This is a genomic window from Runella sp. R0.1_18 (genome assembly GCF_057652155.1).
Genome location: NZ_JBYFCK010000008.1, coordinates 171,721 through 198,100, shown reverse-complemented (window position 1 = coordinate 198,100; position 26,380 = coordinate 171,721). Strand labels below are relative to the sequence as shown.

The 26,380-nt window shown below is 46.6% G+C and carries 20 protein-coding genes; 8 read left to right on the top strand and 12 right to left on the bottom strand.

The annotated features are described in order from the left end of the window. Window positions 1–3: 3 nt before the first annotated feature. The 3 genes from AC23P2_RS16120 to AC23P2_RS16110 all read right to left on the bottom strand — a co-directional run bounded on the left by AC23P2_RS16120 (window position 4) and on the right by AC23P2_RS16110 (window position 2,498). Window positions 4–342: a DoxX family protein gene (locus AC23P2_RS16120; protein WP_487774163.1), complete on the bottom strand. Its 339-nt coding sequence runs from the start codon at window positions 340–342 to the stop codon at window positions 4–6. Beyond that, complete coding sequence (gene rlmN, locus AC23P2_RS16115; protein ID WP_028523573.1) at window positions 339–1,406, bottom strand: dual-specificity RNA methyltransferase RlmN; 1,068 nt, start codon at window positions 1,404–1,406, stop codon at window positions 339–341. The genes AC23P2_RS16120 and rlmN overlap by 4 nt, the downstream gene beginning before the upstream one ends. 78 nt (window positions 1,407–1,484) lie before the next feature. Further along, window positions 1,485–2,498, bottom strand: a complete 1,014-nt coding sequence (locus AC23P2_RS16110; protein WP_487774162.1) for a quinone oxidoreductase family protein — start codon at window positions 2,496–2,498, stop codon at window positions 1,485–1,487. Between the two features lie 116 nt (window positions 2,499–2,614). Here AC23P2_RS16110 and AC23P2_RS16105 point away from each other — a divergent pair, with 116 nt between their 5' ends. Next, entirely contained in the window at window positions 2,615–3,760 is a 1,146-nt protein-coding gene (locus AC23P2_RS16105; protein ID WP_487774161.1) for a hypothetical protein, read from the top strand. Window positions 3,761–3,765: 5 nt separating this feature from the next. Here AC23P2_RS16105 and AC23P2_RS16100 read toward each other — a convergent pair whose 3' ends face one another. The 3 genes from AC23P2_RS16100 to AC23P2_RS16090 form a co-directional block, all read right to left on the bottom strand. Then, window positions 3,766–4,785 (bottom strand): PorP/SprF family type IX secretion system membrane protein, encoded by a 1,020-nt coding sequence (locus AC23P2_RS16100; protein ID WP_487774160.1) that lies wholly within the window; start codon window positions 4,783–4,785, stop codon window positions 3,766–3,768. Window positions 4,786–4,863: 78 nt separating this feature from the next. After that, on the bottom strand, window positions 4,864–6,333 hold the full coding sequence (gene crtD / locus AC23P2_RS16095; RefSeq protein ID WP_487774159.1) for a 1-hydroxycarotenoid 3,4-desaturase CrtD: 1,470 nt from the start codon (window positions 6,331–6,333) through the stop codon (window positions 4,864–4,866). Between the two features lie 32 nt (window positions 6,334–6,365). Further along, a complete protein-coding gene (locus tag AC23P2_RS16090; protein WP_487774158.1) occupies window positions 6,366–7,211 on the bottom strand; it encodes an MOSC domain-containing protein in 846 nt (281 codons plus the stop codon). A 59-nt stretch (window positions 7,212–7,270) separates the two neighbouring features. On the opposite strand from AC23P2_RS16090, the gene AC23P2_RS16085 reads away from it, so the two are divergent. Continuing rightward, window positions 7,271–7,969 carry a YjjG family noncanonical pyrimidine nucleotidase gene (locus AC23P2_RS16085; RefSeq protein ID WP_487774157.1) on the top strand — a complete coding sequence of 233 codons (699 nt, stop codon included), beginning with the start codon at window positions 7,271–7,273 and terminating at the stop codon, window positions 7,967–7,969. On the opposite strand, the gene AC23P2_RS16080 is transcribed toward AC23P2_RS16085, so the two are convergent. Next, the gene (locus tag AC23P2_RS16080; protein ID WP_487774156.1) at window positions 7,958–9,043 is read right to left on the bottom strand and encodes a patatin-like phospholipase family protein; all 1,086 of its coding nucleotides are present in this window, start codon (window positions 9,041–9,043) and stop codon (window positions 7,958–7,960) included. The genes AC23P2_RS16085 and AC23P2_RS16080 overlap by 12 nt on opposite strands. Window positions 9,044–9,095: 52 nt before the next feature. On the opposite strand from AC23P2_RS16080, the gene AC23P2_RS16075 reads away from it, so the two are divergent. Next, window positions 9,096–11,387 carry an FG-GAP-like repeat-containing protein gene (locus AC23P2_RS16075; RefSeq protein ID WP_487774155.1) on the top strand — a complete coding sequence of 764 codons (2,292 nt, stop codon included), beginning with the start codon at window positions 9,096–9,098 and terminating at the stop codon, window positions 11,385–11,387. Here AC23P2_RS16075 and AC23P2_RS16070 read toward each other — a convergent pair. Together AC23P2_RS16070 and AC23P2_RS16065 are read right to left on the bottom strand one after the other, a co-directional pair. Next, the gene (locus AC23P2_RS16070; protein ID WP_487774154.1) at window positions 11,307–12,593 is read right to left on the bottom strand and encodes a hypothetical protein; all 1,287 of its coding nucleotides are present in this window, start codon (window positions 12,591–12,593) and stop codon (window positions 11,307–11,309) included. The genes AC23P2_RS16075 and AC23P2_RS16070 overlap by 81 nt on opposite strands. Before the next feature lie 6 nt (window positions 12,594–12,599). Beyond that, a complete protein-coding gene (locus tag AC23P2_RS16065) occupies window positions 12,600–13,613 on the bottom strand; it encodes a CobW family GTP-binding protein (protein WP_487774153.1) in 1,014 nt (337 codons plus the stop codon). 126 nt (window positions 13,614–13,739) lie between these two features. Here AC23P2_RS16065 and AC23P2_RS16060 point away from each other — a divergent pair, with 126 nt between their 5' ends. From AC23P2_RS16060 to AC23P2_RS16045, 4 genes are all read left to right on the top strand, one after another. After that, a complete protein-coding gene (locus AC23P2_RS16060; RefSeq protein WP_487774152.1) occupies window positions 13,740–15,719 on the top strand; it encodes a M1 family metallopeptidase in 1,980 nt (659 codons plus the stop codon). 163 nt (window positions 15,720–15,882) lie between these two features. Beyond that, window positions 15,883–18,477, top strand: a complete 2,595-nt coding sequence (locus tag AC23P2_RS16055) for a carbohydrate-binding domain-containing protein (RefSeq protein WP_487774151.1) — start codon at window positions 15,883–15,885, stop codon at window positions 18,475–18,477. Window positions 18,478–18,680: 203 nt separating this feature from the next. Beyond that, on the top strand, window positions 18,681–20,672 hold the full coding sequence (locus AC23P2_RS16050) for a family 10 glycosylhydrolase (RefSeq protein WP_487774150.1): 1,992 nt from the start codon (window positions 18,681–18,683) through the stop codon (window positions 20,670–20,672). A gap of 82 nt (window positions 20,673–20,754) precedes the next feature. Next, window positions 20,755–21,477 (top strand): SIMPL domain-containing protein, encoded by a 723-nt coding sequence (locus AC23P2_RS16045; protein WP_487774149.1) that lies wholly within the window; start codon window positions 20,755–20,757, stop codon window positions 21,475–21,477. Window positions 21,478–21,531: 54 nt separating this feature from the next. On the opposite strand, the gene AC23P2_RS16040 is transcribed toward AC23P2_RS16045, so the two are convergent. Beyond that, window positions 21,532–23,235 carry a VRR-NUC domain-containing protein gene (locus AC23P2_RS16040; RefSeq protein ID WP_487774148.1) on the bottom strand — a complete coding sequence of 568 codons (1,704 nt, stop codon included), beginning with the start codon at window positions 23,233–23,235 and terminating at the stop codon, window positions 21,532–21,534. Between the two features lie 390 nt (window positions 23,236–23,625). On the opposite strand from AC23P2_RS16040, the gene AC23P2_RS16035 reads away from it, so the two are divergent. After that, a complete protein-coding gene (locus tag AC23P2_RS16035; RefSeq protein WP_487774147.1) occupies window positions 23,626–25,185 on the top strand; it encodes an OmpA family protein in 1,560 nt (519 codons plus the stop codon). An 86-nt stretch (window positions 25,186–25,271) separates the two neighbouring features. Here the strand turns inward: AC23P2_RS16035 and AC23P2_RS16030 are convergent, their stop codons facing one another. Both AC23P2_RS16030 and AC23P2_RS16025 read right to left on the bottom strand, forming a co-directional pair. Further along, on the bottom strand, window positions 25,272–25,676 hold the full coding sequence (locus AC23P2_RS16030; RefSeq protein WP_487774146.1) for an Hsp20/alpha crystallin family protein: 405 nt from the start codon (window positions 25,674–25,676) through the stop codon (window positions 25,272–25,274). A gap of 87 nt (window positions 25,677–25,763) precedes the next feature. Next, a complete protein-coding gene (locus AC23P2_RS16025) occupies window positions 25,764–26,279 on the bottom strand; it encodes a uridine kinase family protein (protein WP_487774145.1) in 516 nt (171 codons plus the stop codon). Window positions 26,280–26,380 lie beyond the last annotated feature (101 nt).

Genomic DNA, 26,380 nt, shown 5'->3' with positions numbered 1-26,380 from the left:
TTTTTATGTAAACTGGTAGGCCCACCAAATGAGAACTCCTTGTAAGGGTAACCGTAGAAAAAGTACCCATTGAGGAATTTTATGAAATTTACCTGAAGTCAACATGTAAATATTGGCAGGAAAAATGGCGATAAACAACAAGACACATCCCCACGCGGCCCAGTTTCTTGTAACATTTATCAACAACCCTATTCCTAACAGTACTTCGGCTACTCCCGACAAAAAAATGCAAAGTTGGTGAGCAGGTACCCATGGAGGCATCATTGGCTTATACAATTTTGGGTTGATGAAGTGCATCATCCCTGCAATTATCAAGAGTCCTCCTAAGACATAAGCACTCATTCTTGTTCTGACTTTTCGCGGTTGGCCAACTGCCCGCAGGCTGCATCAATGTCTTTACCTCGGCTTCGGCGTACGTTGACGACTACGCCTTTGTCTTCCAAAAATTTAGCAAACTGCGTTAGCTTATCAACACCCGTGTTTTTAAAATCGGCTTCGGCAATGGGATTGTATTCGATGATATTTACTTTTGAGGGCACTTTTTTGGTAAACTCCCACAATTCTCTGGCGTCCTGAATCGTATCGTTGAAATTGTGAAACACGATGTATTCAAAAGTAATGCGATTTTGGGTTTTACGGTAAAAATGCTGCAACGCTTCTGCCAAATTTTTCAACGAATTCGATTCATTGATAGGCATGATTTTGTTGCGTTTTTCATCGTTGGCTGCATGTAGCGACAATGCCAAGTTAAACTTCACCCCGTCGTCACCGAGTTTAGTAATCATTTTGGCGATTCCCGCCGTTGAAACCGTAATTCGCTTTGGCGACATTCCCAATCCATCAGGCGAAGTGATTTTTTCCACTGATTCAAGTACATTGGCATAGTTGAGTAGTGGTTCGCCCATTCCCATATACACAATGTTCGACAAAGGAATTCCGTAGTTTTCCTTAGCTTGGCGGTCAATGGCCACCACTTGGTCGTACATTTCGGCCGCATCTAGGTTTCGTTTGCGATCCATGTAGCCCGTCGCGCAAAACTTACAGGTCAACGAACAACCTACCTGACTCGACACACAGGCCGTCATTCGGTCATCGGCAGGAATCAATACCCCTTCAATAAGGTGGCTATCGTGCAGTCGGAAAGCCGACTTGATGGTTCCGTCTGAGCTTTTTTGGGATTTGGCCGTTGCGATGGACTTTATTTCAAAATGGGTATCCAATAACTCCCTCGTTTTGAGCGAGAGGTTACTCATTTGGTCAAACGACGTGGCGGATTTTTTCCACAGCCATTCGGCAATTTGTTTGGCACGAAAACCTTGTTCTCCGTGGGCTGCTAACCAGTCTTTCAACTGTGCCACCGACAGTTTACGAATATCTTGCTTTTTAATGGTTGTTGTTTCTATCATATCATAAAGACGACAGTTTGGCCGTTGCGATGGGCCAAACTGTCTTATTTTCTGCAAAGTTACTGGCTTTCAGGGCAATCATCCAACTTTCAGGACAATCTTCCCAAATTGAGCACCGCTATCCATGTGTTGTAAGGCCGTTTCTACCTCTTCCAACGCAAAGACTTTATCAACGATGGGGTCAATTTTGTGCTCCGCTAAGAAGTTGACCATATCGGCAAACTCTGTCTCCGTCCCCATTGTTGACCCATATATATTGAGTTGTTTGAAAAACACCTTCCCAGGCACGATGTCGGTAATATTGCCCGTTGTTCCGCCAAAAAAACAAATACTTGCTCCTGCCGTGGCAACATCTATCAATTTGGCAAAACTTGCTCCACCTGCACTGTCGATGATGACGTTGAAGTACCCACTACGGTCGCCCCCTGTGGCGGCGATTAGGTTTTTGGCCCAGTTGGCATCTTTGTAATTTACGCCACCTTTGGCTCCCAATGCGATTGCCTTGGCGATTTTTTCGTCCGAACCTGACGTTACCCATACTTCTGCCCCCGCCGCTACCGCAAATTGAAGCACAAACAACGCCACTCCTCCACCAATACCCGTTACCAGTACGCGGTCGCCTGCTTTCATACTTGCACGCGACATGAGCGCCCGCCAGCCCGTCAAACCTGCCAATGGAACTGCCGCTGCGGCTTCGTACGACAAATGGGCGGGTTTTGTAGCAAGGTATTGGGCTTCTACTTTGAGGTATTCGGCAAACGTTCCGTTGTCGGGCATTCCCAAAATTTTAAAGCTTTTACTGTAAAAAGCAGGATTTTCACCCCAATTGTGCGACGGATTGATGATAACGTCTTTACCTAACCATTCTTCCGAAACGCCTTCTCCTACTTCTACCACCGTACCTGCACCGTCGGAGCCTAAAACGGCGGGGAGTTTAATCCCTGGATAAAGCCCTTGTTGAATAAAAACGTCGCGGTGGTTGAGGGCGGCGGCTTTAATTTGCACAAGCACTTCACCCGTGCCAGCGCTTGGTTTTTCAACTTCTTGTACCGTAACGGCTTGTTTGATTTCTGGAAGAATAGCGGCTTTCATACAAAACAAAATAGTTTTTTGAGTATCGACTTCCATTACAAACAACCTTTTAGGATGAATGGTTGACAGACCTCCAAAAATTTCGTTATTTTTGAACTAACAAGCCATGAACAGTTATGAAATCCCCCTTTTTACTTTTGCTAGTAATTGCTTTGCTATTGGTCCGATGCACAACGGGCGAAACAGCCCTTAAAAAAGGAAGGCTCGACCTTGCCATTAAGCAATCGTCGTACCGGCTGACCAAACAACCTTCGCATACCAAGGCAGCGAAGGTCTTCATCGCTGCCTACCAAGCGCAAGAACGTATTCATCAAGAAAACATACAGCTGCAAATCAAGAACAATCAGCCCTTTAAATGGGAAGATGTCTTGTACCAATACCAGCGTTTACAACAAAATTTTCAACAATTTTCGCAGTGTGCGGCTTGTCGTTCGCTGATTCAGCCCATGCCTCGCCCCTACACCGAAAGCATAGAACAGGTACGCGACCTTGCCGCTGCCGAACGCTACGAAGCAGGTGTTCTGGCGTTTAAGCAACAAGGCAACCGCCAAGCCTGTAAAGAAGCTCTTACTCATTTTAAAAAAGTAAAACAACTGCGGTCGTCGTATAAAGACGTGGATAAATTACTGCCATTGGCCAAAGAATACGCTACTCTGCGGGTGGTGATTGAACCTTTTAAGGATGTGCATTCACTTTCCCAAAATGACTACAAGTATTTGGAAGACAAACTAGCCGATGCTCTGTTTGATAGTCGCCAACCGCACGAATTGGTTCGCTTTTACCCTCCTGCCCTTGCTCGTTACGACAGCATTCCGCCTCACCATTTGATTCAACTTAGTTTTACCAAATACAGCTCCCAAAGCGAAACTTTGTCATCGAGCTGTACGACCGTTGAAAGTAACGAAACGTACAAAGTGGGTACAAAAAAAATCAATGATACCACCGAAGTGGACGTGATGGAAAAGGTAAAAGGAAGCCTCACTACGCACCGTCGGGAGTTATCGGCGAGTTGTCGGTTAGAATTCAGAATCATTGATTTGGACACTGAGCGCCCGCTTCATTCTGATTATATCAACGATAGCGCCGATTGGGCCGAAGAATGGCATGAGTTTAGCGGAGACACACGGGCCTTGAACGGCAAAGTGCTGACTACCTCCAAAAACCTCTTCCCACCCTCGGATACTGATTTTTTCCGAGACATGAGCAAGTCACTGGCCTCTCGGCTACGGAAGCGCCTCCAAGATTTTTATCAAAAAGAGTGATTTTACTACCAAAACAGACGCGAAGAAGTATAGTGACTTCGTGAACCAAGTGTGACTCCTAGCGTAATTTCGTGCGACCCTCTCGTAGCCACTTGTAGCGAAGAAATGGGGTATTCGTAGGTATAATTAACCCTCAGTTGTTGGGCTACTTTTGCCCCAAAAAAGGCCGTAAAAGACTCTAATTGACGGTAGGACGCCCCAAACCACAAATCGGAAGAATAGCTTATTTTTACATTCAAATCCCAAGATAGCGGCGCACTAGAAACTTTTTTCAACAAAATAGAAGGGGTAAAATCCCAGTCTTCTACCAACGGCAACCGATACCCAGCCGTCAGAAAAAAATGAGGAACGACCTTCCCCTGCCAGTTGCTGCTACTGTTTTTAAACGAGAGCGTTGAAGGCCAAAGTTGGTTTACCGAAAACCCAGCAAAAAAATCGGTCGAATACACCCAAACACCCGCGTTTAGGTCGGGACGAATCACGGATAATCTTCCCGATGACACCAACGGATCTTGTGGGTTTGCCAAGCGAAGTTGGTCAAAATCAAGCGTATGCTGACTGAGCCCTGCCGTCAGCCCCGCGCTTACTTGCCACTCTTCATTCATTGGATAATGATAGGCGCCCGTTGCTCCCATAGAAAACCGCGTCCATGGCCCAGTTTGGTCGCGCACGACCGTCAACCCTGCTCCTCCGTGCGCATCGGGCTGCGATGAATACCTTTCTCGCCCAAAACGAAAACGAGGAGAAGAGGCAGGTTCTACGCTAAAATTAGGATTACCCAAAGGCAGGTGAGCCGTTAAATAAAACGTTCGAGGCGCGTCTTCGAACCCACCCCACTGCTGTCGATAGCCCACTCGGGCATCGGCATAGCTTTCAATTCCAGCTACGGCAGGGTTGATGAGAAAATGGTTTTGTAAATACTGCGAATAATGAGGCACCTGTTGCGCAAAACTTGCTCCCACTACCAAAACCCCCATCACGGCCCACAAGGTAGTCTGCCCAAACACACGTTTCGTCCTGTCCAACTTATTTATTCAAAAGGGTATCAGATTCAAAGATTAGTTACAAAAATCGCGCCTAAATACCCTTTTGTCTGAACTTTATCAAAGTTCGGCGGTCGCAATTTTGGCTGACAAAATTGCCAGCGGAATCCCGCCTCCAGGGTGTACGCTTCCTCCTACAAAGTAAAGGTTTTTGAACTGACGAGAAAAATTGGCGTGACGAAGAAAAGCCGCAAAGCGATTGTTGGAGCTATTGCCATAAAGCGCTCCCTGGGAGCTTGACGTCTTAGATTCGATGGTGCGTGGGTCTAAAATCGCCTCACATTCAATCAATTCGGCCAAGTTAACGCCTAAATTATGGCTCAATTTATGCACAATTGCTTCCCGTGTTTGGGCAATGAGGGCATCCCAGTCTTGTCCCTCGTTATTGGGTGCATTAACCATTACAAACCAATTTTCTCCTCCTGCTGGCGCATCGTCAGGTTTATATTTGGAGGTAATATTGATGTAAACGGTCGGGTCGGAATAGATGGTTTTCTTTTGAAATAAATGCTCAAATTCCGTACGGTAATCGTTGGAAAAGAAGATGTTGTGAAGCTCCAATTCGTTAAATTGCTTTTTTACCCCCCAATAAAAAATCAGGGCCGAACTTGATTTGGGCTGGCGCAAGATGCGCTCAGGTTGACGCGCGTTGGGTAGTAATTTCCGAAAAGTATTCACTACGTCCATGTTAGAAACAACGACATCGAAGGTTCGCTCTTCTACTTTTTGGTTATTACCTAGTTGCAAGCCTTTTACGCGATTTTCTTCCGTTAAGATGTTGGTTACTTTCGTTCCAAAATGAAACGTCACGCCTAAATCCTGAGCTAATTTCACCAAACTATCGGTGATGTCCACCATTCCTTTTTTTGGAAAAAATGCCCCAATATTGTACTCCAAATGCGGGATGATGTTCATCGTCGCGGGAGTTTCGTAGGGATTGGAGCCGTTGTAGGTAGCGTAGCGGTTGAACAATTGTACCACCCGTGGATTAGAAAACCGCCGTTCGTTGGCGCGGTTCATGGTGGTAAAAGCATCTAAACGATGCAAATTCGCGTAACCTTTGAGTGCATCTCGGTTAAAATACGTGCCCAATTTGTGCAACGAACGGTGTAAAAACAGCTTCTCGGTGACGTCATATTTTAGGGCGCTGTCGTCTAAGTGTTCCAACACGTCTTTGGCAGGCACACCCAGCGTTTGTTCGAGCTCTTGTGCAAACTTTTGCTGGTCGGCATGGGCCGTTAGCCGAACCCCGTCGTCCCAAAAATACCGACAGACTTCTTCTAGTCGAATATAATCAAAATAGTCTTTGGGGTCTTTGCCCGACAAACGAAAAAGCTCATCGACCAACTGCGGCATGGTAAACAACGACGGCCCTGCGTCGAAACGATAACCGTTTAACTCAAAACTCGAAAGTTTACCTCCTGGATAGGTATTGGCCTCAAAAACGTGCACTTTATACCCTTTATTGGCTAGCCGAATGCTTGTTGCAATGCCCGCAATTCCTGCGCCAATGACCGCTGCTGTTTTCATTTGTGTTACGGACGTCTTCGTCTGTTCGTTAATTAAATTCCTTCACTCATTGTATAACGCACCTTCCGACTCACAACCACGACTTCGTCTCCCACCTTAATTTGTCCCGATTCTTGCGTGACTACATTTTGACCAAAGAAAATCTTATTGTTTCTTTTTCGATAAGTGGACAACGTACGCAAAGGTTCTTTGCCCGAAATTTCCCCTTTTTCTGGGTCAACCGTGGTCAGGACACAGCGCGCACAGGGTTTTACGCCATAAAAGCTGACTCCTCCTATCGTAAACTCGTACCATTGGTCTTCGTCGTAAGGCTCGCCGCCTTCAAAAACAAAGTTTGGTCGAAAGCGTACCATAGAAACTGCGTCGGGCAGTCGAGTGTTTAAATCATCTAAGGAAGATTGGCCAATCAACAAAAAAGGAAAACCATCGGCAAAGCTTACGTTGACGTCGAAAGGGGCATAATCTGGGTCGGCCAAACGCGGCGAAGTATCAGGCAAATACATTAAACGCACCGAAAAACCCAACGCCTCCGTCAGCCAACGATTACAGGCATCGTTGACTACTACGGCTTCGATGGTATCGTCCCAAACGGTTACAGGCACCAAATCGAAGGTTTCGGGAAGTGCAGGTACCGTTAAGACTCCCAAAGCGCGCGTGCGGTGTCGAAGTTCCAAGCCATTGTCAGTCAAGGTTACCTCAATTAACGCCATGGTCGGATGTTGGCGCTGTGTCACAAAGCGATTGGTATCATCAATCACCACCCAACGGCGGTCAAAGCGTAAGCCCCGTTCTTCGACTTCGGCCTGCGAAACCCGAATCGCGCCCAATGATTTGACGGGATAAATGTAAATATCAGAAAGAATGAGTGAAGTGTTCATAAAACAAAGTAACGTTGATTTTCGTAGTTTTGAAAAAAATAGCAACCTAGCTGTCCACAATGCCTGCTTACAAACATCTTTTTTTCGACCTCGACCACACTTTATGGGATTTTGAGCGCAATTCGGCCGAATCTCTTTCTGAAATCTACCATACGTTTCAACTACAAAATCACGGGATTTTATCACTCGGTGATTTTGTCAAAACCTTTATCGAAATCAATACCCAACTTTGGGCCGACTTTGACCGTGGCCACATCGCGCATGGTTTTATTCGCGAAAATCGTTTTCGATTGGTCTTTGAAGCACTCAAAGTCGATAACCTTGCCGTAGGGAAAGACATGGGAGAAGAATATTTGCGGCTTTTACCCCAAAAATCACACCTGCTAGACGGTGCTGTGGAGCTGTTGGACTATTGTGCCAACAAAAACTACCAACTACACATTGTCACCAACGGCTTTGATTCGATTCAAGCCTCTAAAATGGCCAGTTCGGGTATTCAGCAGTACTTTGAACATGTTATCACCAACGAAAAAGCAGGTGCTAAAAAGCCTGATGCCCAGATTTTTGAGTTTGCACTTCGCTCCGCCAATGCCCGCCCTGACGAAAGTTTAATGATTGGCGACAACTGGGAGGCTGACATTATGGGTGCGCTTCGTTTTGGAATTGATGCCGCTTTTTACAACCCCAAAAGCTTAAAATTTGAGCAAACACCTACCTACGATGTGCAGCATTTGAATGAATTGATGTCAATTCTCTGAGGTCGTGGCGGTTGGTTTACAAAAATCACAAACGCATTTTTTCCCGCTTTCGATCAAAGTATTTTTTTCCAACAGAGAAAGCTTTCGGACTTTTACGCCAATGTTCTGAAAGTCAATCGAAATCGTACGTTTCAAATCTTCTGGACGAAAACTAGCCCGATTGGCAGCTTCCGAAACAAGGTTATAAAACGCCCCCATGTAGGTTTTAAAACTGCGAATGGGGTAAGGAGCTAGTCCAAAATTCTGAGCGTCGGCCTTGATTTGTTCGGCACTTTCGAGACGTAAACCGAGAGTTTCGTGGTTAAATACATAGGCATCGGGAGGTAACTGAGGCTGCGGTTGACTCAAAAAGCGGTTTTGGTCAAACAAACCAATCGGATAATTGAGCAGCAGCCCGCCATCCACCAAAACGTCGGCGGGAACCGTACGCGGAGGCCGCGAATAAAAACGCCCCGTACTGTCCATAAACACCGCGCAGTAGTACAAAGGAATCGACATCGACGCCCGTACTGCATCCGCAATGGCTAGATTGGGAAAGTTTTCGTACGACAGCACCATCGGTTTTTGCTGCGTGAGGTTGGTCACCGTCACGTACAAGTCTTTCAGGCAACTATCGCGTTGGGCAAGTTCGTGAAGCTCCCCAAAAGTCAGCCCCGAATTCCCCGTTCTGATGTCGATTTTTTCACCAATCCAGCGTCGAAACGCATCACCTCGGTACCAGCCAAAGCGCTCCACCAATCGCTGTGTTCCTCCCACAAAAATATATTGACCGTCGTTGAACGATTCCACTTTCATCTCAGAAACCAAGTCCGTTAGCTCCGCTGCCGAATAACCTACCGACAACAACGACGCTTGAATCGCCCCCGCCGATGTTCCGCCAATGCGACGAATACTGTGCAGCATCCCTCTTTGTTCCAATTCTTGCAGCGCCCCACAATAAGCGACGCCTCGAATCCCACCTCCTTCAAGTACCAGATTATGGTACTTTGGCTGCGCCAATGCCGTTGACAAACCCCAAACAAAATGAATAAAAAGTCCGTTGAGTAGCAGTCTATGTAACACTTTTTGAGCCATAAAAACGTTTTTTGTTGTGTAACGATTTTGCCAAAGAAAAATTGAACAACGAATGAAGCTTCTGCTACCAAATTTCACCACACCCCTCCTCCATTCCTTCGGTTATCGCGGTTTGGCGGGAATTATTTTAGGTGTATGCACGACTTTCACGGCGTTGGCTCAGTCGTTTTCTTTTCAATGGGACAATGCTGTTCCCGTGACAATTCAGGGGAAAAAGCTTCTTAACCCTTGGGTAGGTGGGCTCAACAATGCTCAGTTTTCTAAGATGCACCTCAATGACGACGGAATCGAAGATTTGGTAGTTTTTGAACGTTCGAGCCATTCGGTCAACACCTTTTTGGCCGTACCGCAAACGACTGGATTGCAATGGAAACACGCCCCTGAGTACGAAACACGCTTTCCAGCAGACATGCTTCATTGGATGCTACTCGTTGATTTTGACCAAGATGGCCGTAAAGACCTTTTCACGAGCACCAACGGTGGTATTCGGGTTTTTAGAAATGTGGCGGTTTCTAACGGCTTTTCGTGGTCGCTCATTGCCGACCCGATTCTCACCCAAGGTTTTTCGGGTAATATCAATTTATACGTTCAGCCCACCGACTTACCTGCCATTACTGACGTTGACGACGACGGCGACATTGATATTCTTACTTTTGATTTTACGGGAACGTCGGTAGAGCTTCACCAAAACTTTAGCAAAGAACAAAAAAGTACGAATCCGTTTATTTTTAAGAAAACGACCAACAATTGGGGACGTTTCAGCGCCACCTCCTTTTGTGACCAATACCTTTTCAACCTTCCACCTATCGACGTCACTCTTCAAAATCCCTCCAGCGCCCGTATTGCGCACGCAGGAAACACCCTCTGGGTAGGAGACCTCAACGGCGACGGCAACAAAGACGTCCTGCACGGCCACGTTGCTTGTGACAACGTAGTGATGCTGACCAACGTAGGTGGAAACGGAATGGCGACGCTCATCGGCAGTGCGCAACCTTCTTTCCCTGCCGTTACTCCCATCAATTTCCCCGTTTTTCCTTCTCCTTATTTGGAAGACATCGACGGCGACGGCCAAAAGGACTTGATTGCCAGCCCCAGCAGTACCGACATTGCCACCAACCCATTGCTCAATTTGAGGCAATCCAACTGGTTGTATAAAAACGAAGGAACCACTACTAACCCTAAGTTTACCTATCGTCAAATGGATTTTCTCCAAGATGGGATGATTGATTTGGGAGAAAACGCCACCCCCGCCTTGGCCGACATTGACGGTGACGGCGACCTAGATTTGGTCGTGGGTTATGGCGGATTACGGACTACTGACGGGTATCGGGCGGGTATCGCGTTTTTTAGAAATACTGGAAACGCTACCCAACCAGCATTTGAGTTTATCAATGAAGACTTTCTTGGGTTAAGTGCCCAATTATTTAAAAAAGAAAACGTGAGTTTGGTCAATGCCAAACCATTTTTTACGGATTTGAACGGCGATGGCACCACTGATTTGGGTTTTTGGGCCAATACCTTTAAAGGAATGGACATTCGCTACCTGCCTAATCTAGCCCCGCGTGGACAAGTAATGCGGCTAGATACGAGTCGAATCACCAAAATGCCGCTTCCTAAAAATTTCACTAACGGAGAGAATTTACTCTACTACGACATCGACAAAGATGGAAAACTAGACGTACTGGTGAGTAAAAATTCGGGAAATGTGGAGTTTCACCAAAATGTGGGAAGTACGACATCCCCCATCTACGAACTTAAAAGTGAAGCTTTTGGCGGAATTGACGTTGATTTTGAGCGCCGCGCCCAGGGCATGGTTGTAGCCGACCTCAATGCTGACCAAAAACCTGAGCTTGTTATGGGAGACTTACTGGGTCGCTTACGTGTTTACCAAAACTTTACCACCTTGGCTACGCTTAAAAGCGACAGCAGCCTTATTTTCAACGCATTTAATAGCAAATCTGAATTTATCCGCATTGGCGTGGGGCTGTTTCCTGCGGCAGGTGATGTAAACGGCGACCAACTCCCCGAACTACTTATAGGAGGCAATACAGGCGGAATTCGCTTTTTGAAAAACAACTCTCCCAAAGGCACTGCTACTGGCAACGAGCTGGAGTTTTTTGTGTATCCAAATCCTACGTCCAACTTTCTTTACGCCCAAGTTCCCGAAAAAGGAACGCTTGACCTGTTTTCCATCAGTGGACAATTCATCCGCAGCATCGTTGTCCCACAAGCCACTACCGAGCTACCAATGGACATCAACAAACTACCTGCGGGCTTGTATGTCCTGCGTTTTACGACCGCCAACGACGTTAAAATGTCGCAAAAGGTAATAATAACCCGCTAAAACCGCTAAAGCGTACACCGCATAGCCCCAACTTTCGCTGGCAGTCCAGCACTCCACGCACCAACGATGTGTTTCGCTAGGAAAACGCCCAAGGTCAGGTTCTACTTCGTACAAACGCATCAACGGCAACGACGTCAGGAACACGTAGCCAGTAACCCAAGTAGGCTGATGATTTAAACGCAGCAGCAAAAATGTCAATACAAACGGCATTCCGTTAAATAAAATTCGGCTCGTATCTCCGCCTCCAAACACGCTGAGAAACAGCCACACAATGAGTTGAATTTGCAAATGGGTGTTTACCTCACCCCCTGAGTCCCCCTCTCCTTGCAGGAGAGGGAGATTTTGAACGCCTTTCTCCTTGAGGGCGTAGACTGAGAATGAGGTGCAATGCTTATTGGGTGAGCCAGCTAGCCACAACGTTCCAAAAGCCAACACCCAACTTGTGGGAATCCGCGTTAATAATTCTGGCTCTACGAGATATCTTTTTGCTACCCGAAGCAATGTTACTAGGGAGTTATTTCGCCAATCGGACGTGGAGGGAGGGAAAAAATACAAAGCTACGTAATACACCAACAACGCCACCAATAGCGCTGATAATGCAATAAAAAAGGGACGTTTTGACTGGTTGAAAACAGCGACATTCACCCCATTCCACAAAGCCATACATCCAATGACGGCAATAAACGACTCCTTTTGCAGCGTTCCTAAAACGGCCACAACCACTATAAAAAGCCAGTTTTTACTTTCTATAACCCCAAAAAACAGCAAGAGCGTTAACCAAAAATAGCTTCCCACATCTGCCGTCACGGGGTCGGGCAGGTACATACGCACCAGTCCTTTCCAATGAAAAAGTAGCCAAAACAATCCCAGTCCAATGACTGAAAGGCGAAGGTGTAGTTTTTGCCAAATCAACATCAATAGCCCCACGGTCAGCACCACAAACAGGCCATTGAGGCCAACAAAATCTATTTTTAGGTCATTGAAGGGCAAATGCGCTGCCAGCCACGGGCTCAAAATTCGGGTATTAAAAGGAAAAGAAGAGAGGTACTCAGGCGTGATGCCCCGAAAATACCGATAGCTTTCCGCGTATTTGTGGGCGTCAAAACGTTTGTCCAACAATTCGTAAGAATACGTGGGCTGTACCATTGCGTACGTTAAGTACACCATGGCGCTCAAGCCCATCGCTATCCCAACGTTTTTTTTCATGTTGGGTTATTTTTGTTCCAACAAACAGCCTTTCAAGCCTTCTTCTAAGGTCTTCCACGGAAGTGGGTTTCCTCCGATACACTCCACGCGGCTATCGCGGCGGTAGGCTAGGTATTCAATCGAAAACTCACCTCGAACGGCATTGATTAATACCCAATCCACGCCCGTCCGAAACGCTCCTTTTACTCGTTCCACTTGTTTGACGGAGGTCACCCAAGCTTTTAACTTTTGCAAATCAAAAACCTCATCGGGCGAGAATACCCAACCGCAGCTATATCGTCCTAAACCATGGCTTTCTTTCATTAACGGTTTACCCACTTCAGGAATGGGTAAGTCGTGTGCTTCGCCGTGGTGATGGTGGTGATGCTCGTGCTCATGGGCACTGGGGTGCAAAGCTTTGCGATTGGGAAAAGGCTCGATATTCAGCCAATTAGGGTCAACATCGCCCTGTTCGACGGCACCAATCAGAATCTTCGGTGGAAACAGCTCTTTGGCCCACCCCAGAAACTCCCGCGTAAGCTCTTCGCCAGCCAAGTCGATTTTATTCGCAATCAACACATCGGAGAGGGTAATTTGATCAATAAATGTCTCGTGTTCGCGGTATTCTTCGTTGTCCCACTGCCTTGGGTCAACCAAACATACCGTGGCGCGGATGTCCAGTACATCTTTCAAAAACTTTCCCCGAAGCATGTCCAAAATTGCCTCTGGGTGCCCTATTCCAGTGGGTTCAATCAAAATTCGATGAGGTTTGATTTGGCGCAGCACGAGCGTCAGGGTCATTTGCATGGGCAGATTGGCCGAGCAACAAATACAGCCACCTGCGACTTCTTTGACTACCAAACCATTTTCATCCGCTCCAGCAAAGGGCGTATGGTCGATAGAAACCGCCCCAAATTCGTTGATAATCACCGCCCAGCGTTCGTCGGCTGGTTTGCGTTTGAGGATGTTTTGGAGCGTTGTGGTTTTGCCTACGCCCAAAAAGCCAGTGATTAGATTGACGGGTATTTTTTGTAATGCCATAGATACTTATTTTTTCTTTTACCCCAAATTGGGTGAAAATAGACCCAAAGTTGGGGATTCTAAGTCGCTTTTTTACGTTTTACAACAATTCTGTTTTACCTTCGTTTTTCTGCAAATTTCACTAAAATGTTCCGACAACTCTGTTTTTTATTTTTGGTAAGCCTTGCCGCATTGGTGCGAGCCCAAAACCCCACCAGCAAATACGACCCGCACGTATTGTTCAACCCATTATTTAATTATCAGCCTGCCAATGAGTTTCGAACAGGAAGCGGTGCACCAGGTCCTCGTTACTGGCAGAATCACGCTGATTACAAAATTGCTGTAACCCTCGACGAAGCGGCTAATCAGCTCAACGGTGAAGTAGAAATTACTTACCTTAACAACAGCCCCGAAACGCTGCCTTTTCTTTGGCTTCAACTCGACCAAAACGCCTTCAATGATAACTCTCGTAGCGGCAAAACTACCCCGCTCAGTGGTGGTCGTTATGGTAATTCAGGTTTTGAGGGCGGCTACGTGGTTAGCACCGTGACAGTTCAGCAAGGAAAAGGCAAAGCGACGCCCGCCGAGTACATTGTCGATGATACCCGTATGCAGATTCGCCTAGCCGAGCCAATCAAGTCGGGTGGCGACGTTATCAAAGTAAAAGTCACTTATTCGTTCAAAATCCCATCGTATGCCTCCGACCGCATGGGAAAACTCGACACGCGCAATGGAATAGTGTATGAAATGGCCCAGTGGTACCCACGTATGTGCGTATTTGATGACATCGAAGGGTGGAATGTACTTCCCTACCTCGGCGCAGGCGAGTTTTACCTAGACTATGGAAATTATGAATACAGCGTAACCGTTCCTTGGAACCACATTGTAGTAGGTTCGGGCGAACTGCTTAACCCAACGGAAGTACTTACAACAGAGCAATTAAAGCGCCTCGAAGAAGCCCGTAAGAGCGATAAAACGGTGATGATTCGGACGGAAAAAGAAGTGAAAGACAAAAACTCTCGCCCAAAACAAGAGGGTATGCTTACTTGGCGTTTCCGCTGTAACAATGCCCGCGACGTAGCTTGGGCAACTTCGCAGTCGTTTGTTTGGGACGCCGCTAAAATGAATCTACCAAGTGGTAAACCTGCCTTGGCACAGTCGGTGTATCCTGTCGAGAGCGCAGGCAATGATAGCTGGGGGCGCTCTACCGAATACGTGAAAGGCTGCTTAGAGTTTTATTCAAAATATTTGCTTGAATACCCCTACCCCGTCGCTACCAACGTAGCGGGAATTGTGGGCGGAATGGAATACCCTGGCATTGTTTTTTGCGCCCACAACGACAAAAAAGAATCGCTTTGGGGCGTCACTGACCACGAATTTGGGCATACTTGGTTTCCGATGATTGTGGGCAACAACGAACGTAAGTTTGCGTGGATGGACGAAGGTTTCAACACCTTTATCAATATGCTCTCCACCGAGGCATTCAACGACGGCGAATACAACCAAGACCGTTTGGATGACATTCAAAACATTGCCCCAACCCTTTTCCGCGACGGTGCCGACCCAATTATCACTATTCCTGACGTCATCAAAACGACTAACTTGGGCTGGGATGCGTATTACAAACCTGCGATTGGCCTCAAGATTTTGCGGGAAGTGGTGGTTGGCCGCGACCGCTTTGATTATGCTTTCAAACAATACGTAAAACGCTGGGCGTTCAAACACCCCACTCCGTATGATTTCTTCCGCAGCATGGAAGATGGTACAGGCGAAGACCTTGGCTGGTTTTGGAAAGGTTGGTTTTATGAAAACTACAAACTCGACCAAGCCGTCAAAGAAGTACAATACGTAGAACAAACCCCCGACAAAGGTTCCATCATTACGATTGAAAATTTAGAACAGTGGGCTTTACCAGCCGTGGTAGAATTGGAAGAAACCAACGGTAAAAAAACGCGGATTCAACTCCCTGTTGAGGTTTTTCAGCGCAGTGGTTCATGGACGTTTAAAGCCCCAACCAAAGGGCCACTTAAATCGGTTACGATTGACCCAGATTCCAAAACCCCTGACATCAATCCTCGCAATAATACGTGGCGTCCCGCACGCTATATTTCACCCGACGAAAATTAACATTTCACCATCGTAAGAAGCCGAGGCCCGCAATGGTCTCGGCTTTTTTGTGTTTTATTCCCCAAGAAATAGCCCCAAAATGCAACGCAAACTCAAAAAGCTACGTAAATCTCAAAAGTGCACACACATTGATACACCAATACTCTTTTTATAATCTGATACCATGAATCAAAAACGTTTTTTATTAGCAGGGCTTACTCTAGCATTTATTTTGATTGTCCAAGCGTGTAAAGACAAAGAAATTACTGCCGCAGAATCTGCTAAAGTCACCTCATTAAACTGCTCTAGCGCTACTTTTTCGGCGTCCGCCACTAGCGGAGCCTCGTTTACGGCCACCGCAAGTGTTCCATACACGGGCGGAAATGGCGTTGCGTATGCCGAAGGGACAACCATTGCTTCGACGGGAGTTACTGGACTTACAGCAACTTTGTCGGCGGGGACATTATCAAACAGTAGCGGAACAGCCAGCTTTGTCATTACGGGAACTCCTTCGGCCGCAGGAACGGCTAGCTTTGCCATTGATTTAGGCGGGCAATCGTGTTCGTTAGCCTTGCCCGTTGTTGCTTCCAAAGCAAGTGTCGCCACCCTCACAGGTGCTGTAAACCCTACCACAGGTACCAACGGCGTGGCTTATACTGGCACAGTAACCCTCACTTACACAGGTGGAAACGGTGGTGCATACGACGTATCCACAGCTTCTTCCACAGGCGTAGAAGGACTTACGGCGACTTTGACCGCAGGGACGTTGGCCAACGGTTCGGGGACATTGATCTATACTATTTCAGGAACACCTACTTCGACGGGTTCGGCTGTTTTTAATTTGAGCTTGGGAGGCCAAGCGGTGACTGTGAGTATTGCCATCAGCGCGTCTAGTACCGCTTCTACCGCCAAAGATACCGTCGTTATTACCTACTCGGGAACCAGCGCCTCAGTAAGCAACGCCTTCCAAAACGATGGTGTAACTGTGACTACCAGCGGTGCCGATGTTACCGTAAAATCAACCAATACCACCAAAGAGATTGTCTATCTGTTGTCAGGAACGGCGACCAAAGGTAGTTTCAAAATTTACAGCGAGTATAAGTTTAACATTACCATGAAAAGCGTCAGCATTACCAACAGTAATGGACCCGCCATCAATAGTCAATCTGGTAAAAAAGCAACCATTAATGTCATCGGTACCAACACCCTTATCGACGGCGCTACCTATACAACCAGTTCAGAAGACCAAAAAGGGACGTTTTTTAGCGAAGGGCAGTTGAGTTTTATGGGAACAGGTACGTTGAACGTCACAGGTAATAACAAACACGGCATTGTTTCCGACGATTATATCTACCTCAGCGAAGCTACTATCATCGTCAAATCAGCAGCGAGTGACGCCGTTCATGCTAGTGATTACTTTGCGATGGATAATGGAAATTTAACCGTTACTTCTGCCACCAGCAACGGTATCGAAGCCGAAGAAGGTTATGTCGCTATCAATGGCGGAACTGTCACCATCAATAGTGTCAACGACGGTATTACGGCCTCGTACGAAGGTACCGATGCCACCATCACTCCATACGTGTTGATCAAAGGCGGTAAAATTACGGTCACAACAACGGGCGACAAAGGAAATGCCATCAAGAGCGAAAGTTATACAACTATCGGTACCACTGACGCCGTGACGCTCACGGTTTCGGGAAAAGGTTCTAAAGGTATCAAAACGGGTGGGGACTGCACCATTACTTCAGGAACGGTTAAAATCACCACCTCGGGAGCTGCCTACTATGATACTGCCGACGCTGACATTGCTGCCCCAGCAGGGATCAATTGCGACAAAAACCTAGCCATCAAAGGAGGGACATTGACCGTAACAAGCACAGGTACAGGAGCTAAAGGGATTAGTGTCGATGGTACTGCTACCATTAGTGGCGGCACAACCACCATTTCTGCCACAGGAACAAAATACACCTACAATACCGCAAATACCAGCGAAGCCAAAGGCTTTAAGAGCGACGGTGCATTTGTGATGAACAACGGAGAACTGAACATTGCTGCTACTGACGACGGCTTAAAATCAGAAACGTCAATTACAGTCAATGACGGAACCATCAACGTCACCAAATCGTATGAAGGCATGGAATCCATTATTATTACTATCTCGGGCGGCTTAGTCAACCTAACTGCCACCAACGATGGTATCAATACTTCGTATGGAACTGTTTCAGGAGGAACAGAATCGAATGACAATAGTCAATTAAATATAAACGGTGGCATATTAATTGTTACTGGTTCTGACGCAATTGATGGTAATGGAAATTTTACCATGAAAGGCGGCACTATCATCGCCAATGGCAATGAAGACATCGACATAAATGGAAATTTCTTAATAAACGGCGGCACCTTTATTGGAGCCGAACCAGCAAACAACATGACTAAAGCGATGGGAACGGCCTCTACCCAAGTCGGAATGTTCATTAAATCCAGTGCTTCCGTTGCAACCACCTCACTCATTCATATTGAAGATGCTTCGGGCAAAGATTTATTGACATTTAAACCCAAAACGGCCTCTGCTTACTTCCACTTTTCTAATCCAAGTTTAGCCAAAAACGCCCAGTATAAAATCTATTTCGGCGGGACTTATACAGGCGGCAGCTTTGTAGGCAACTCGTCGGGATGGGGCTTATATACAGGCGGTACGTATTCTAACTCGGGAGCTACGCTCAAGTCAACCACCACGACGTCGAGCTCAGCCACGGTGAATACCATTTCGTTTTAATTACTATTCTCCTTTTACTTTATACCACGCCGAGGCTCTGATAAGGGTCTCGGCTTATTTTTTCGTTCCTCCCTGACTTTGTTATTACTCAAACGTACCATTATGTGAGAGATTGGCGTTAATTTTGCAGGCTCATTCTTGCAGCGTATCAGTCTGAGTCCAATCACCATTCACTCGTAGTGATTTTTTGAGCATTGAAAATCATGTCATTTTTGAAATATACACTTCTTTTACTGCTAGTTAGTTTTACACTTTTTGCCCAGCCCAAACGTGAGTTTCGGGGGGTTTGGATTGCCAATGTGGGTAATGTCGATTGGCCTTCGCAAAAGGGGTTATCGGCCCAGCAGCAGCAGCAAGAACTCCGCGACTTATTGGATTTGATTCAGTTACGGGGGTTAAATGCTGTTTTTTTTCAAATTCGTAACGCCTGCGACGCCGTTTATGACAGCAAATTCGAGCCGTGGTCAGAATGGCTAACGGGTCAGCAAGGCCAATCCCCAGGCTACGACCCCCTCGCCTTTGCCATTCAGGAATGTCGCAAGCGTAACCTCGAAATTCACGCGTGGATCAACCCCTACCGCGCGGTTACGGATATTCGTCGGGCTTCGTTGGCTCCCAACCATATCGCCCGTACGCACCCCGACGTGCTACTCTCGTACGGCTCGCTCCGCATTCTCGACCCAGGTCGCCCCGAAGTGCGCAACTTTGTCACCCGCGTGGTCATGGACGTGGTGCGTCGATACGATGTTGATGGCATTCATTTCGACGACTATTTTTACCCATACCCTGTTCCTAAAGTAAGCCTCAACGATGAAGCCACCTTTCAAAACAACAACCGAGGGTTTACTAACAAAGCCGATTGGCGGCGCGATAACGTCAATTTGCTCGTCAAAACGGTCTCCGACAGTATTCGTCGGGTCAAGCCTTGGATTAAGTTTGGAGTTTCTCCGTTTGGCATTTGGCGCAACCGTAGCAGCTCGCCCGAAGGCTCTAACTCGCGCGGTTTTGAAGCTTTTTCGGGCAATTTTTCGGATTCACGCAAATGGGTACAGGAAGGTTGGGTGGATTATATCGCCCCTCAAGTGTATTGGAGCATGGAAAGTAAGTCGGCCAATTACGCTCAATTGGTTTCGTGGTGGAGCGATAACGTTTCTGAACCACACCTGTATATCGGACACGGCGTTTATAAAGTCAACAGTGACCCCCACTGGAAACGCCCGCTCGAAGTTCCCAACCAAGTACGCTATAATCGCTCTTTTGAAAATGTTCAGGGAAGCATCTTATTTAGTGCCAAAACCTTGAGGAATAACCCAAATCGCTTTTGCGATGCCTTGTGCCAAGAGGTGTATCAAAGCCCTGCCCTCGTCCCCGCCATGCCTTGGAAAACCCAAGCCACTCCTCCAAGCCCCAAAGAGCTATCGGCAAAATTGAACGACAATAATACAATAACGGTCTCATGGGCATTCCCGTATCAGTTGACTTCGGAACGTGACAAAGCCCGCTACTTTGTGGTATATCGCAGCAGCCACCAATCTTCGATTGACCTGCGCTCGGCTCAAGCCATCCGAACCATTGTGGTAAAAACGGAGGGAAATTCTACCTTTAGTTTTACCGATAACCAAGTAAAACCCAACACCAAGTACAATTACACGGTCAGCGCGTTCAATCGCCTTCACAACGAAAGTCAACCCACAGAAGCGATTAGCTTAACGACCAATTCAAAACAAATTGAAGCTGCGCCTGAACCTGAAAAGATTATTTTACCGTTGGCTACTCAACTCAAAAGCGCCCCTATTATACCTAATACCGAGGATCCCATGGAAGCCGTTGCCGCCGCCAATGACGAGGAGGAAGAGGAGGACGAAGAAGAGGTTGTAGAAGAAACAAAAAACGCAGTAAAACCACAAATTGCCCCTATTACAGCACCTGAATCGGATGAATTGCTACAGATTTTTCCTAATCCTTTCAACCAACAAGTCAACATTCGTTACCGCTTGCCTGAAGCTGCCGAGGTGTCGCTTTACGTGTATGATTCGCGCGGAACCCGGGTCGGCGCTCTGGTCGTCAATAAACAACAAGAAGCTGGTAATTACACGGTTCCCTTCAATGTACAGTTTATGAGCGAAGGCACTTACTACGCCCGACTCATGGCAGGAGAAGTACAGAAAACCGCCAAAATTACCCTGAAGCGTTAGGAATCATTAACAAAACCATTCACAATTTGGGCACAGCTTTGACGTTTTTAGCCCAAAACCATCTAATTTTTCTTTACTAACCATGAAACGTTTCGTATTAACAGCCGTTTTGCTTGCATCAAGCTTATCCATGTTTGCTCAAACATCTACCACCGTGGACAAAGAACCCATCAAAAAAATCGAAGTAACAGGCACTGCCGAACTCGAAATCGTACCTGACGAGCTTTATTTCACTATTTCGTTGAAAGAATATTTTAAAGACGAAAAAAATCAGAAAGACAAGATTTCTCTCGAAACCCTTGAAAAACAACTGATTGAAGCCGTCAAAAGCGCAGGTTTACCCAAAGAAAACCTCTCGGTCAGTGGCGTAACAGGTTACCGCGAATGGACAGGCAAGAAAAAGCCTCAGCACTTTTTGGCAGCCAAGCAGTTTCAATTGAAACTCTCGAACGCTAACAACATCAATGACCTCATGGCCAAGGTCGATGACCGTGGCGTAGAATATGTCAACATGAGCCGCGTCGAGCACTCGAAAAAAGAGGAGTTCCGCCGCCAAGTAAAAATCAACGCCCTCAAAGCTGCCAAGGAAAAAGCGGGGTATTTGCTAGAGTCAATTGGCGAAAAACTAGGCGAAGTCCTTGAAATCCACGAAGTAGAAGAAGGTAATGTCTATCCGATGTATAAACAAGCTCAGTACAACGTACGGATGATGGCCGCCGATGCCATGCCTGAGTCAGGCGGTGGGCTTGAATACGAAAAAATCAAGTATAGCTACCGTATGAATGCGACGTTCCGCATTAAATAATTTGTTCTCTATCTTCACCCTCCCGAAAGTTTTAGAACTTTCGGGAGAGTTTCTTTAGTCTGCCTTCCATTCCACGCGCAACACCCGCGCATTTACCCCCAAATCGGCCATAAAGTGCATCCAATGCAGCTGTTGCGCCGAAAGGTGATCGGTCGGAGACTTTACCTCCACCAGTTCGAGTCCCTGTTCTCCCCACACCATCAAATCAGGGAACCCTCGCGTATTTTCTCGTAAATTAGTCGCCATTTCAAGCAAAATAACCCGCAACTGCATCGGGCTGAGGCTTTTCGCAATCAGTTTTACCAATTCCAATAAGATTTCATTCCAATCCACAAGTACGTTGGCAATCCCAAATTTTTCAATAAACGTACTTTCGAGCACTTGGGCGATTTTTTCGTTGGTATCTAGTTCCGATAAACGCTCACGGATTTGAGGTGCACGTTTACGGTAAAAATCAGGTTGGTAAAAATCCGAAGGCATTCGCTGCAACGGGTGGTGAATGGCTTGAACGTCGGTATCGTAAATAATTTCCCAGAAAATAAGCCCAAATAGCCCCCGCCACGGATAATTTTCGGCATGAACCGCCCCGTAGCCTTTTTCTATGAAATGATCAGCGACACCTTGTTCTACGCGATGCCGATAACTTATCGGAATCTGAACACTGCTCGATTCCTGCAAAAACCGCGTGACACTTTTTTTAACCCGTTTTTTAGTGTTTGTGATTTTATCTTGAAAATCGACGGCAAAAAAACGTTCGTCGGCATTTTGTGGGTCGTGCGCAATGGCCTCGCACAGCGCCATCGCTTCTTCCGCAAAGCCCATACGGTGCAAAAGGCGCACTCGCCGCTCTCGCGACGGGATCTGATCCGTCAATTGGTACACTGTCAATGCTTGTTCGGGCAGTTTTTGTCGCTCCAGAAACGCCCCCATTCGATTAATCAGTTTGACGTACCCCGCCTGCGCGACGTCACTGAGGGTATGCAGCGAGGCTTGCCAGTTCATAAACCAATCAAAAATTTCTTCGGGAGGAGTAGCAGCTTCTTGAAATTCATAGAATTGCTGCGCCGTCAGCGACACCATAAATTTGTCTTCCGCGTCTTGGCGCGTGGCAAAACGCGCGGTATAGGCATCGTCGCGGTAGCGCTCAAAGTTGACTTTCCCCAAATCCCTCACCACAAATTCCGTCATATCTGCGTGACGGTTGCCAAAAAACAAGAATTTCAGCATCATTACTTCCACCTCATAGCCTACTTTAACGACAGGCTCCCCCAGTAAATCGGGTGAATTGATGCGCGAAATCAACAAGTCGAAGGTGTACGTATGGCTCAAAAAACGAATCAAATCGGGTTTTTTGAGGGGTTTGAGCGATAAGTCGGTGGGAGGTGCCAGCTTTATCCACTCTTCTTTGGTAAACAAATTCATAATTTCGTCGGCGTAGGCTGCGTGTTTTACGCCCAAAGGTTCAATAAAACCTCGTTCCTCTAGTTCGTACAAAGCCGCTGGAATATCCGATAGTTCGTTGTATTTCAACTTATTGGTTCGAAAAAAAAGCCCTCGCCGATTGCTAAACCGCACAAAAAGGCACTGAGCGTCTTCCGACAGCGCTCGAAAATTGGCGATAAACTGTTGTTCGGCTTCGTTGAGGATTTCTCCGTAGAGTTTTTCTACAAACTCCACCAGAAACAAAAAGTAATCTAAGTAATACTTGGGCGGCAGTTCGACGGGGGGCGTGGCTTCATGGGGTACTAACGACTCCATTTCTTATAGTTTGTTGGTTATTGTTTAGTTGTAGCTTTGGAATCGCAAAGGTGTGCAGTTGGATTCTCAAATACAACTACGAGGTTTCTCAAAACCTCGTTCATATCACTAGGTTTTGAGAAACCCACCAGCGGTTAGTGTAACCGCTGACACAAAAGTGTGCCGTTGGATTCTCAAATCCAACTACGAGGTTTCTCAAAACCTCGTTCATATCACTAGGTTTTGAGAAACCCGCCAGCGGTTAGCGTAACCGCTGGCACACTCGTACTTTTGTGAGCAAATATCGTAAGTTTGCCTGCAAAAGCATTTTGAATATCAATTTTAGCAACTATTTCGTTAAAATGGTACGAAATTCGCTTTTAAGCATACAAATGCCTCTAACTTTCATTGATGATGAAGTCAACTCTTATTGCTTTTTCTTGTTTTCTTTTTCCAACTGCGATTGTTTTAGCCCAGCCTAAAGTCGAAAACTTAGGCAATGCCATCAACTCCGAATACAACGAAATCAACCCCGTTATTTCTCCCGACGGCAAAACCCTCTATTTTGGACGGGTAAGTCATCCCCAAAACGCCCACGGCCAAGAGGGAAGCCAAGACATTTGGTTTTCGGAATGGCAAAATAGCCAATGGAGTTTGGCCAAACGAATGACTCCACCGCTCAACAAAGAAGAATACAACTGCGCTTACAGTGTCACCCCCGATGGCAATACCCTGCTCATTATGGGTGCCTACGACCGTGGCGCCTACGAAACGCGCGGGTTTTCGTTTAGTAAACGTACTGTCAATGGCTGGTCGGCTCCGAGTAAATTGAATATTCCAGGATTGGAAGGAATGAGCAAGGGCGAGTATATGTGTGGTTTTTTATCGAACGATGGCAAAACCTTGCTCATGGCTTTTAGCGAGAAAAAACGCAGTACCAAAGACGACTTGTACGTAAGTTTTCTCCAAAAAAATGGCACTTGGACCAAGCCGCAAAGCCTCGGAGTAGAAGTAAATACCGATGATTTTACAGAAACAACGCCGTTTTTGGCTTCTGACGGTGCCACGATTTATTTTTCGAGCGACCGCCCAGGCGGACAAGGCAGCAATGATATTTATTATACCAAACGTATTGATAAAACGTGGAAACGCTGGTCAAAACCTGCTAACCTCGGCCCTGCCATCAACACCGACGGCTACGACGCGTACTATGCCATTGCAGCGGCGGGAGATTATGCCTACATGGTTTCCAAAAAAAACACCCTTGGCAAAGGGGATATTGTTCGCATCAAAATCAAATCGGATGAGCCTTCTGCCGCACCTATCGTACCTGCACCCGACCCTGTAGCGTTGGTCAGTGGAAAGGTTGTTGATACCAAAACAGGTAAACCGATTGACGCCCGCATCATTTATGAAAACCTTGCAGACGGCACCGAAGTGGGTACGGCCCAAACCGACCCTCGGACGGGAGAATATAAAATTGTACTACCTAAAGGGGTGAAATACGGCGTGCGGGCAGTAGCCAAAGACTTTATTGCCGAAGCCCAGAGTATTGACCTCACCAACATGAAAGGTGGGTTTCAGGAAGTAAACGGTACCAACCTCACGCTTGTACCGATAGAAATAAACGCAGTTGGGGTGCTCAACAACCTCTTTTTCGATACTGGTAAAGCAGCTTTACGTCCCGAATCCAATGCTGAGCTCGACCGTATGGTACTTACTTTCAACGAAAACCCAGGCTTGGTCATGGAAATTGGCGGGCATACCGATAACGTAGGTACTGATGCCGCCAACTTAAAACTTTCGCAGGAACGTGCAGATTCAGTGCGAGAGTACTTTATCGGAAAAGGAATTGAACCCGACCGTGTGCAAAGTAAAGGCTACGGGGAAGCCAAACCCAAAGCCACCAACGACACCGAGGAAGGACGCCAGACAAACCGTCGGGTAGAGTTCAAAATTTTGAAGAAGTAAAGGTTGGATTTTACTCAAATAAAGGGGTGCTCACAGTTGTCCGCATAAGTCGGGATGTGAGCACCCCTCTACACGTCCTTCCAGCCCTACCATTTCTCAATGTCGATATGGCGGCGGAAGTTTCGCTTGGCGTGATTAAAAGGAATCGAGATTTTTAGCACGTTGGCTTGAGCATCAAAGCGTGCCACAATTTCTTCTGCATTTACGTCATTGGGTAAAAACAAATTGCCAATCGTATGGGCTGTTTTTAGGTTTTCTAATCCCTCGGGACGTTCGGCAAAAAGATCTACGAAGTGATACACCCAAAGGCGGTCATTGACGACATCTAGGCCAAAGTTGTCGGCACTTACTCCTGCCATCTTTACTTTGACTTCATACCCTTCTTCGTTTTGATGTACTGCCAAACTAGGCTCGCTCATCCCTCCGTTGGTGGTATTGGCATAGTCGATGGCGGTAATTATATCTTGCGGAATTTCAATTTTTGCTTTCATTGTCGTAAGTGGTTGCTGTGTGATGATCCAAGTAAAAACCACATACCAATCCCATTTTTACGACAAAATGACTTCTTCACAAATACGCTAACTGCCAGAATGGCGCAAAAAATCCACAATTTCTTCCATTGGGTACGGTTTTGCCCCATCAATCTCCATCAAATTGGCCAGCGAAGCAGGAGGTTGACCATACGCTAAGAAACTTTCCCAAATGTACGTCACGTACCACTCAGGCTCTTGCCCCCAACGCGTATCAGCCGCTTTCCGAATCCGAAAGGTCTCTTCCGAAATAACCGTAAAAAAACAGCGGTCGTACATCAAATTTAGATCAGTATCAGCAAAAGCTAAAAAACCTTCAACCACCACAACGTCAAATTGGGTCTGCAAAAAAGCGACCGTTTTACGTAGCAATTCAAAGTCAATCGAGGCAGGGATTTCCCAATCAATGTGATCGCGAACAAGTGGAATGTCTTCTATTCGATTCACAAAATCGTCTTGGTGCAGCGTAATGGCCTTTTTGTTTTGCGAACGTTCGTGCCAAACCAGTGTTTCGGCAAGGGTAGTTTTTCCAGAACGGCTTCGGCCGCCGATACCAATAATCATTGTGTCTGTGGTAGGTTAAAGCACAAACTTAAAAGCAAAGTCCCTCAAAAACAACAAATCCCGACAATTGTCGGGACTGTTGCTTCGGTTTTCAATTGTTG

Coding starts and splice junctions, on each gene's coding strand:
- AC23P2_RS16120 (WP_487774163.1), bottom strand. CDS start 342: ATGAGTGCTTATGTCTTAGGAGGACTCTTGATAATTGCAGGGATGATG.
- AC23P2_RS16090 (WP_487774158.1), bottom strand. CDS start 7,211: ATGAACACTTCACTCATTCTTTCTGATATTTACATTTATCCCGTCAAA.
- AC23P2_RS16080 (WP_487774156.1), bottom strand. CDS start 9,043: ATGGCTCAAAAAGTGTTACATAGACTGCTACTCAACGGACTTTTTATT.
- AC23P2_RS16105 (WP_487774161.1), top strand. CDS start 2,615: ATGAAATCCCCCTTTTTACTTTTGCTAGTAATTGCTTTGCTATTGGTC.
- AC23P2_RS16050 (WP_487774150.1), top strand. CDS start 18,681: ATGTCATTTTTGAAATATACACTTCTTTTACTGCTAGTTAGTTTTACA.
- AC23P2_RS16065 (WP_487774153.1), bottom strand. CDS start 13,613: ATGGCATTACAAAAAATACCCGTCAATCTAATCACTGGCTTTTTGGGC.
- AC23P2_RS16030 (WP_487774146.1), bottom strand. CDS start 25,676: ATGAAAGCAAAAATTGAAATTCCGCAAGATATAATTACCGCCATCGAC.
- AC23P2_RS16035 (WP_487774147.1), top strand. CDS start 23,626: ATGATGAAGTCAACTCTTATTGCTTTTTCTTGTTTTCTTTTTCCAACT.
- AC23P2_RS16040 (WP_487774148.1), bottom strand. CDS start 23,235: ATGGAGTCGTTAGTACCCCATGAAGCCACGCCCCCCGTCGAACTGCCG.
- AC23P2_RS16045 (WP_487774149.1), top strand. CDS start 20,755: ATGAAACGTTTCGTATTAACAGCCGTTTTGCTTGCATCAAGCTTATCC.
- AC23P2_RS16025 (WP_487774145.1), bottom strand. CDS start 26,279: ATGATTATTGGTATCGGCGGCCGAAGCCGTTCTGGAAAAACTACCCTT.
- AC23P2_RS16075 (WP_487774155.1), top strand. CDS start 9,096: ATGAAGCTTCTGCTACCAAATTTCACCACACCCCTCCTCCATTCCTTC.
- AC23P2_RS16070 (WP_487774154.1), bottom strand. CDS start 12,593: ATGAAAAAAAACGTTGGGATAGCGATGGGCTTGAGCGCCATGGTGTAC.
- crtD (WP_487774159.1), bottom strand. CDS start 6,333: ATGAAAACAGCAGCGGTCATTGGCGCAGGAATTGCGGGCATTGCAACA.
- AC23P2_RS16055 (WP_487774151.1), top strand. CDS start 15,883: ATGAATCAAAAACGTTTTTTATTAGCAGGGCTTACTCTAGCATTTATT.
- AC23P2_RS16085 (WP_487774157.1), top strand. CDS start 7,271: ATGCCTGCTTACAAACATCTTTTTTTCGACCTCGACCACACTTTATGG.
- rlmN (WP_028523573.1), bottom strand. CDS start 1,406: ATGATAGAAACAACAACCATTAAAAAGCAAGATATTCGTAAACTGTCG.
- AC23P2_RS16110 (WP_487774162.1), bottom strand. CDS start 2,498: ATGAAAGCCGCTATTCTTCCAGAAATCAAACAAGCCGTTACGGTACAA.
- AC23P2_RS16060 (WP_487774152.1), top strand. CDS start 13,740: ATGTTCCGACAACTCTGTTTTTTATTTTTGGTAAGCCTTGCCGCATTG.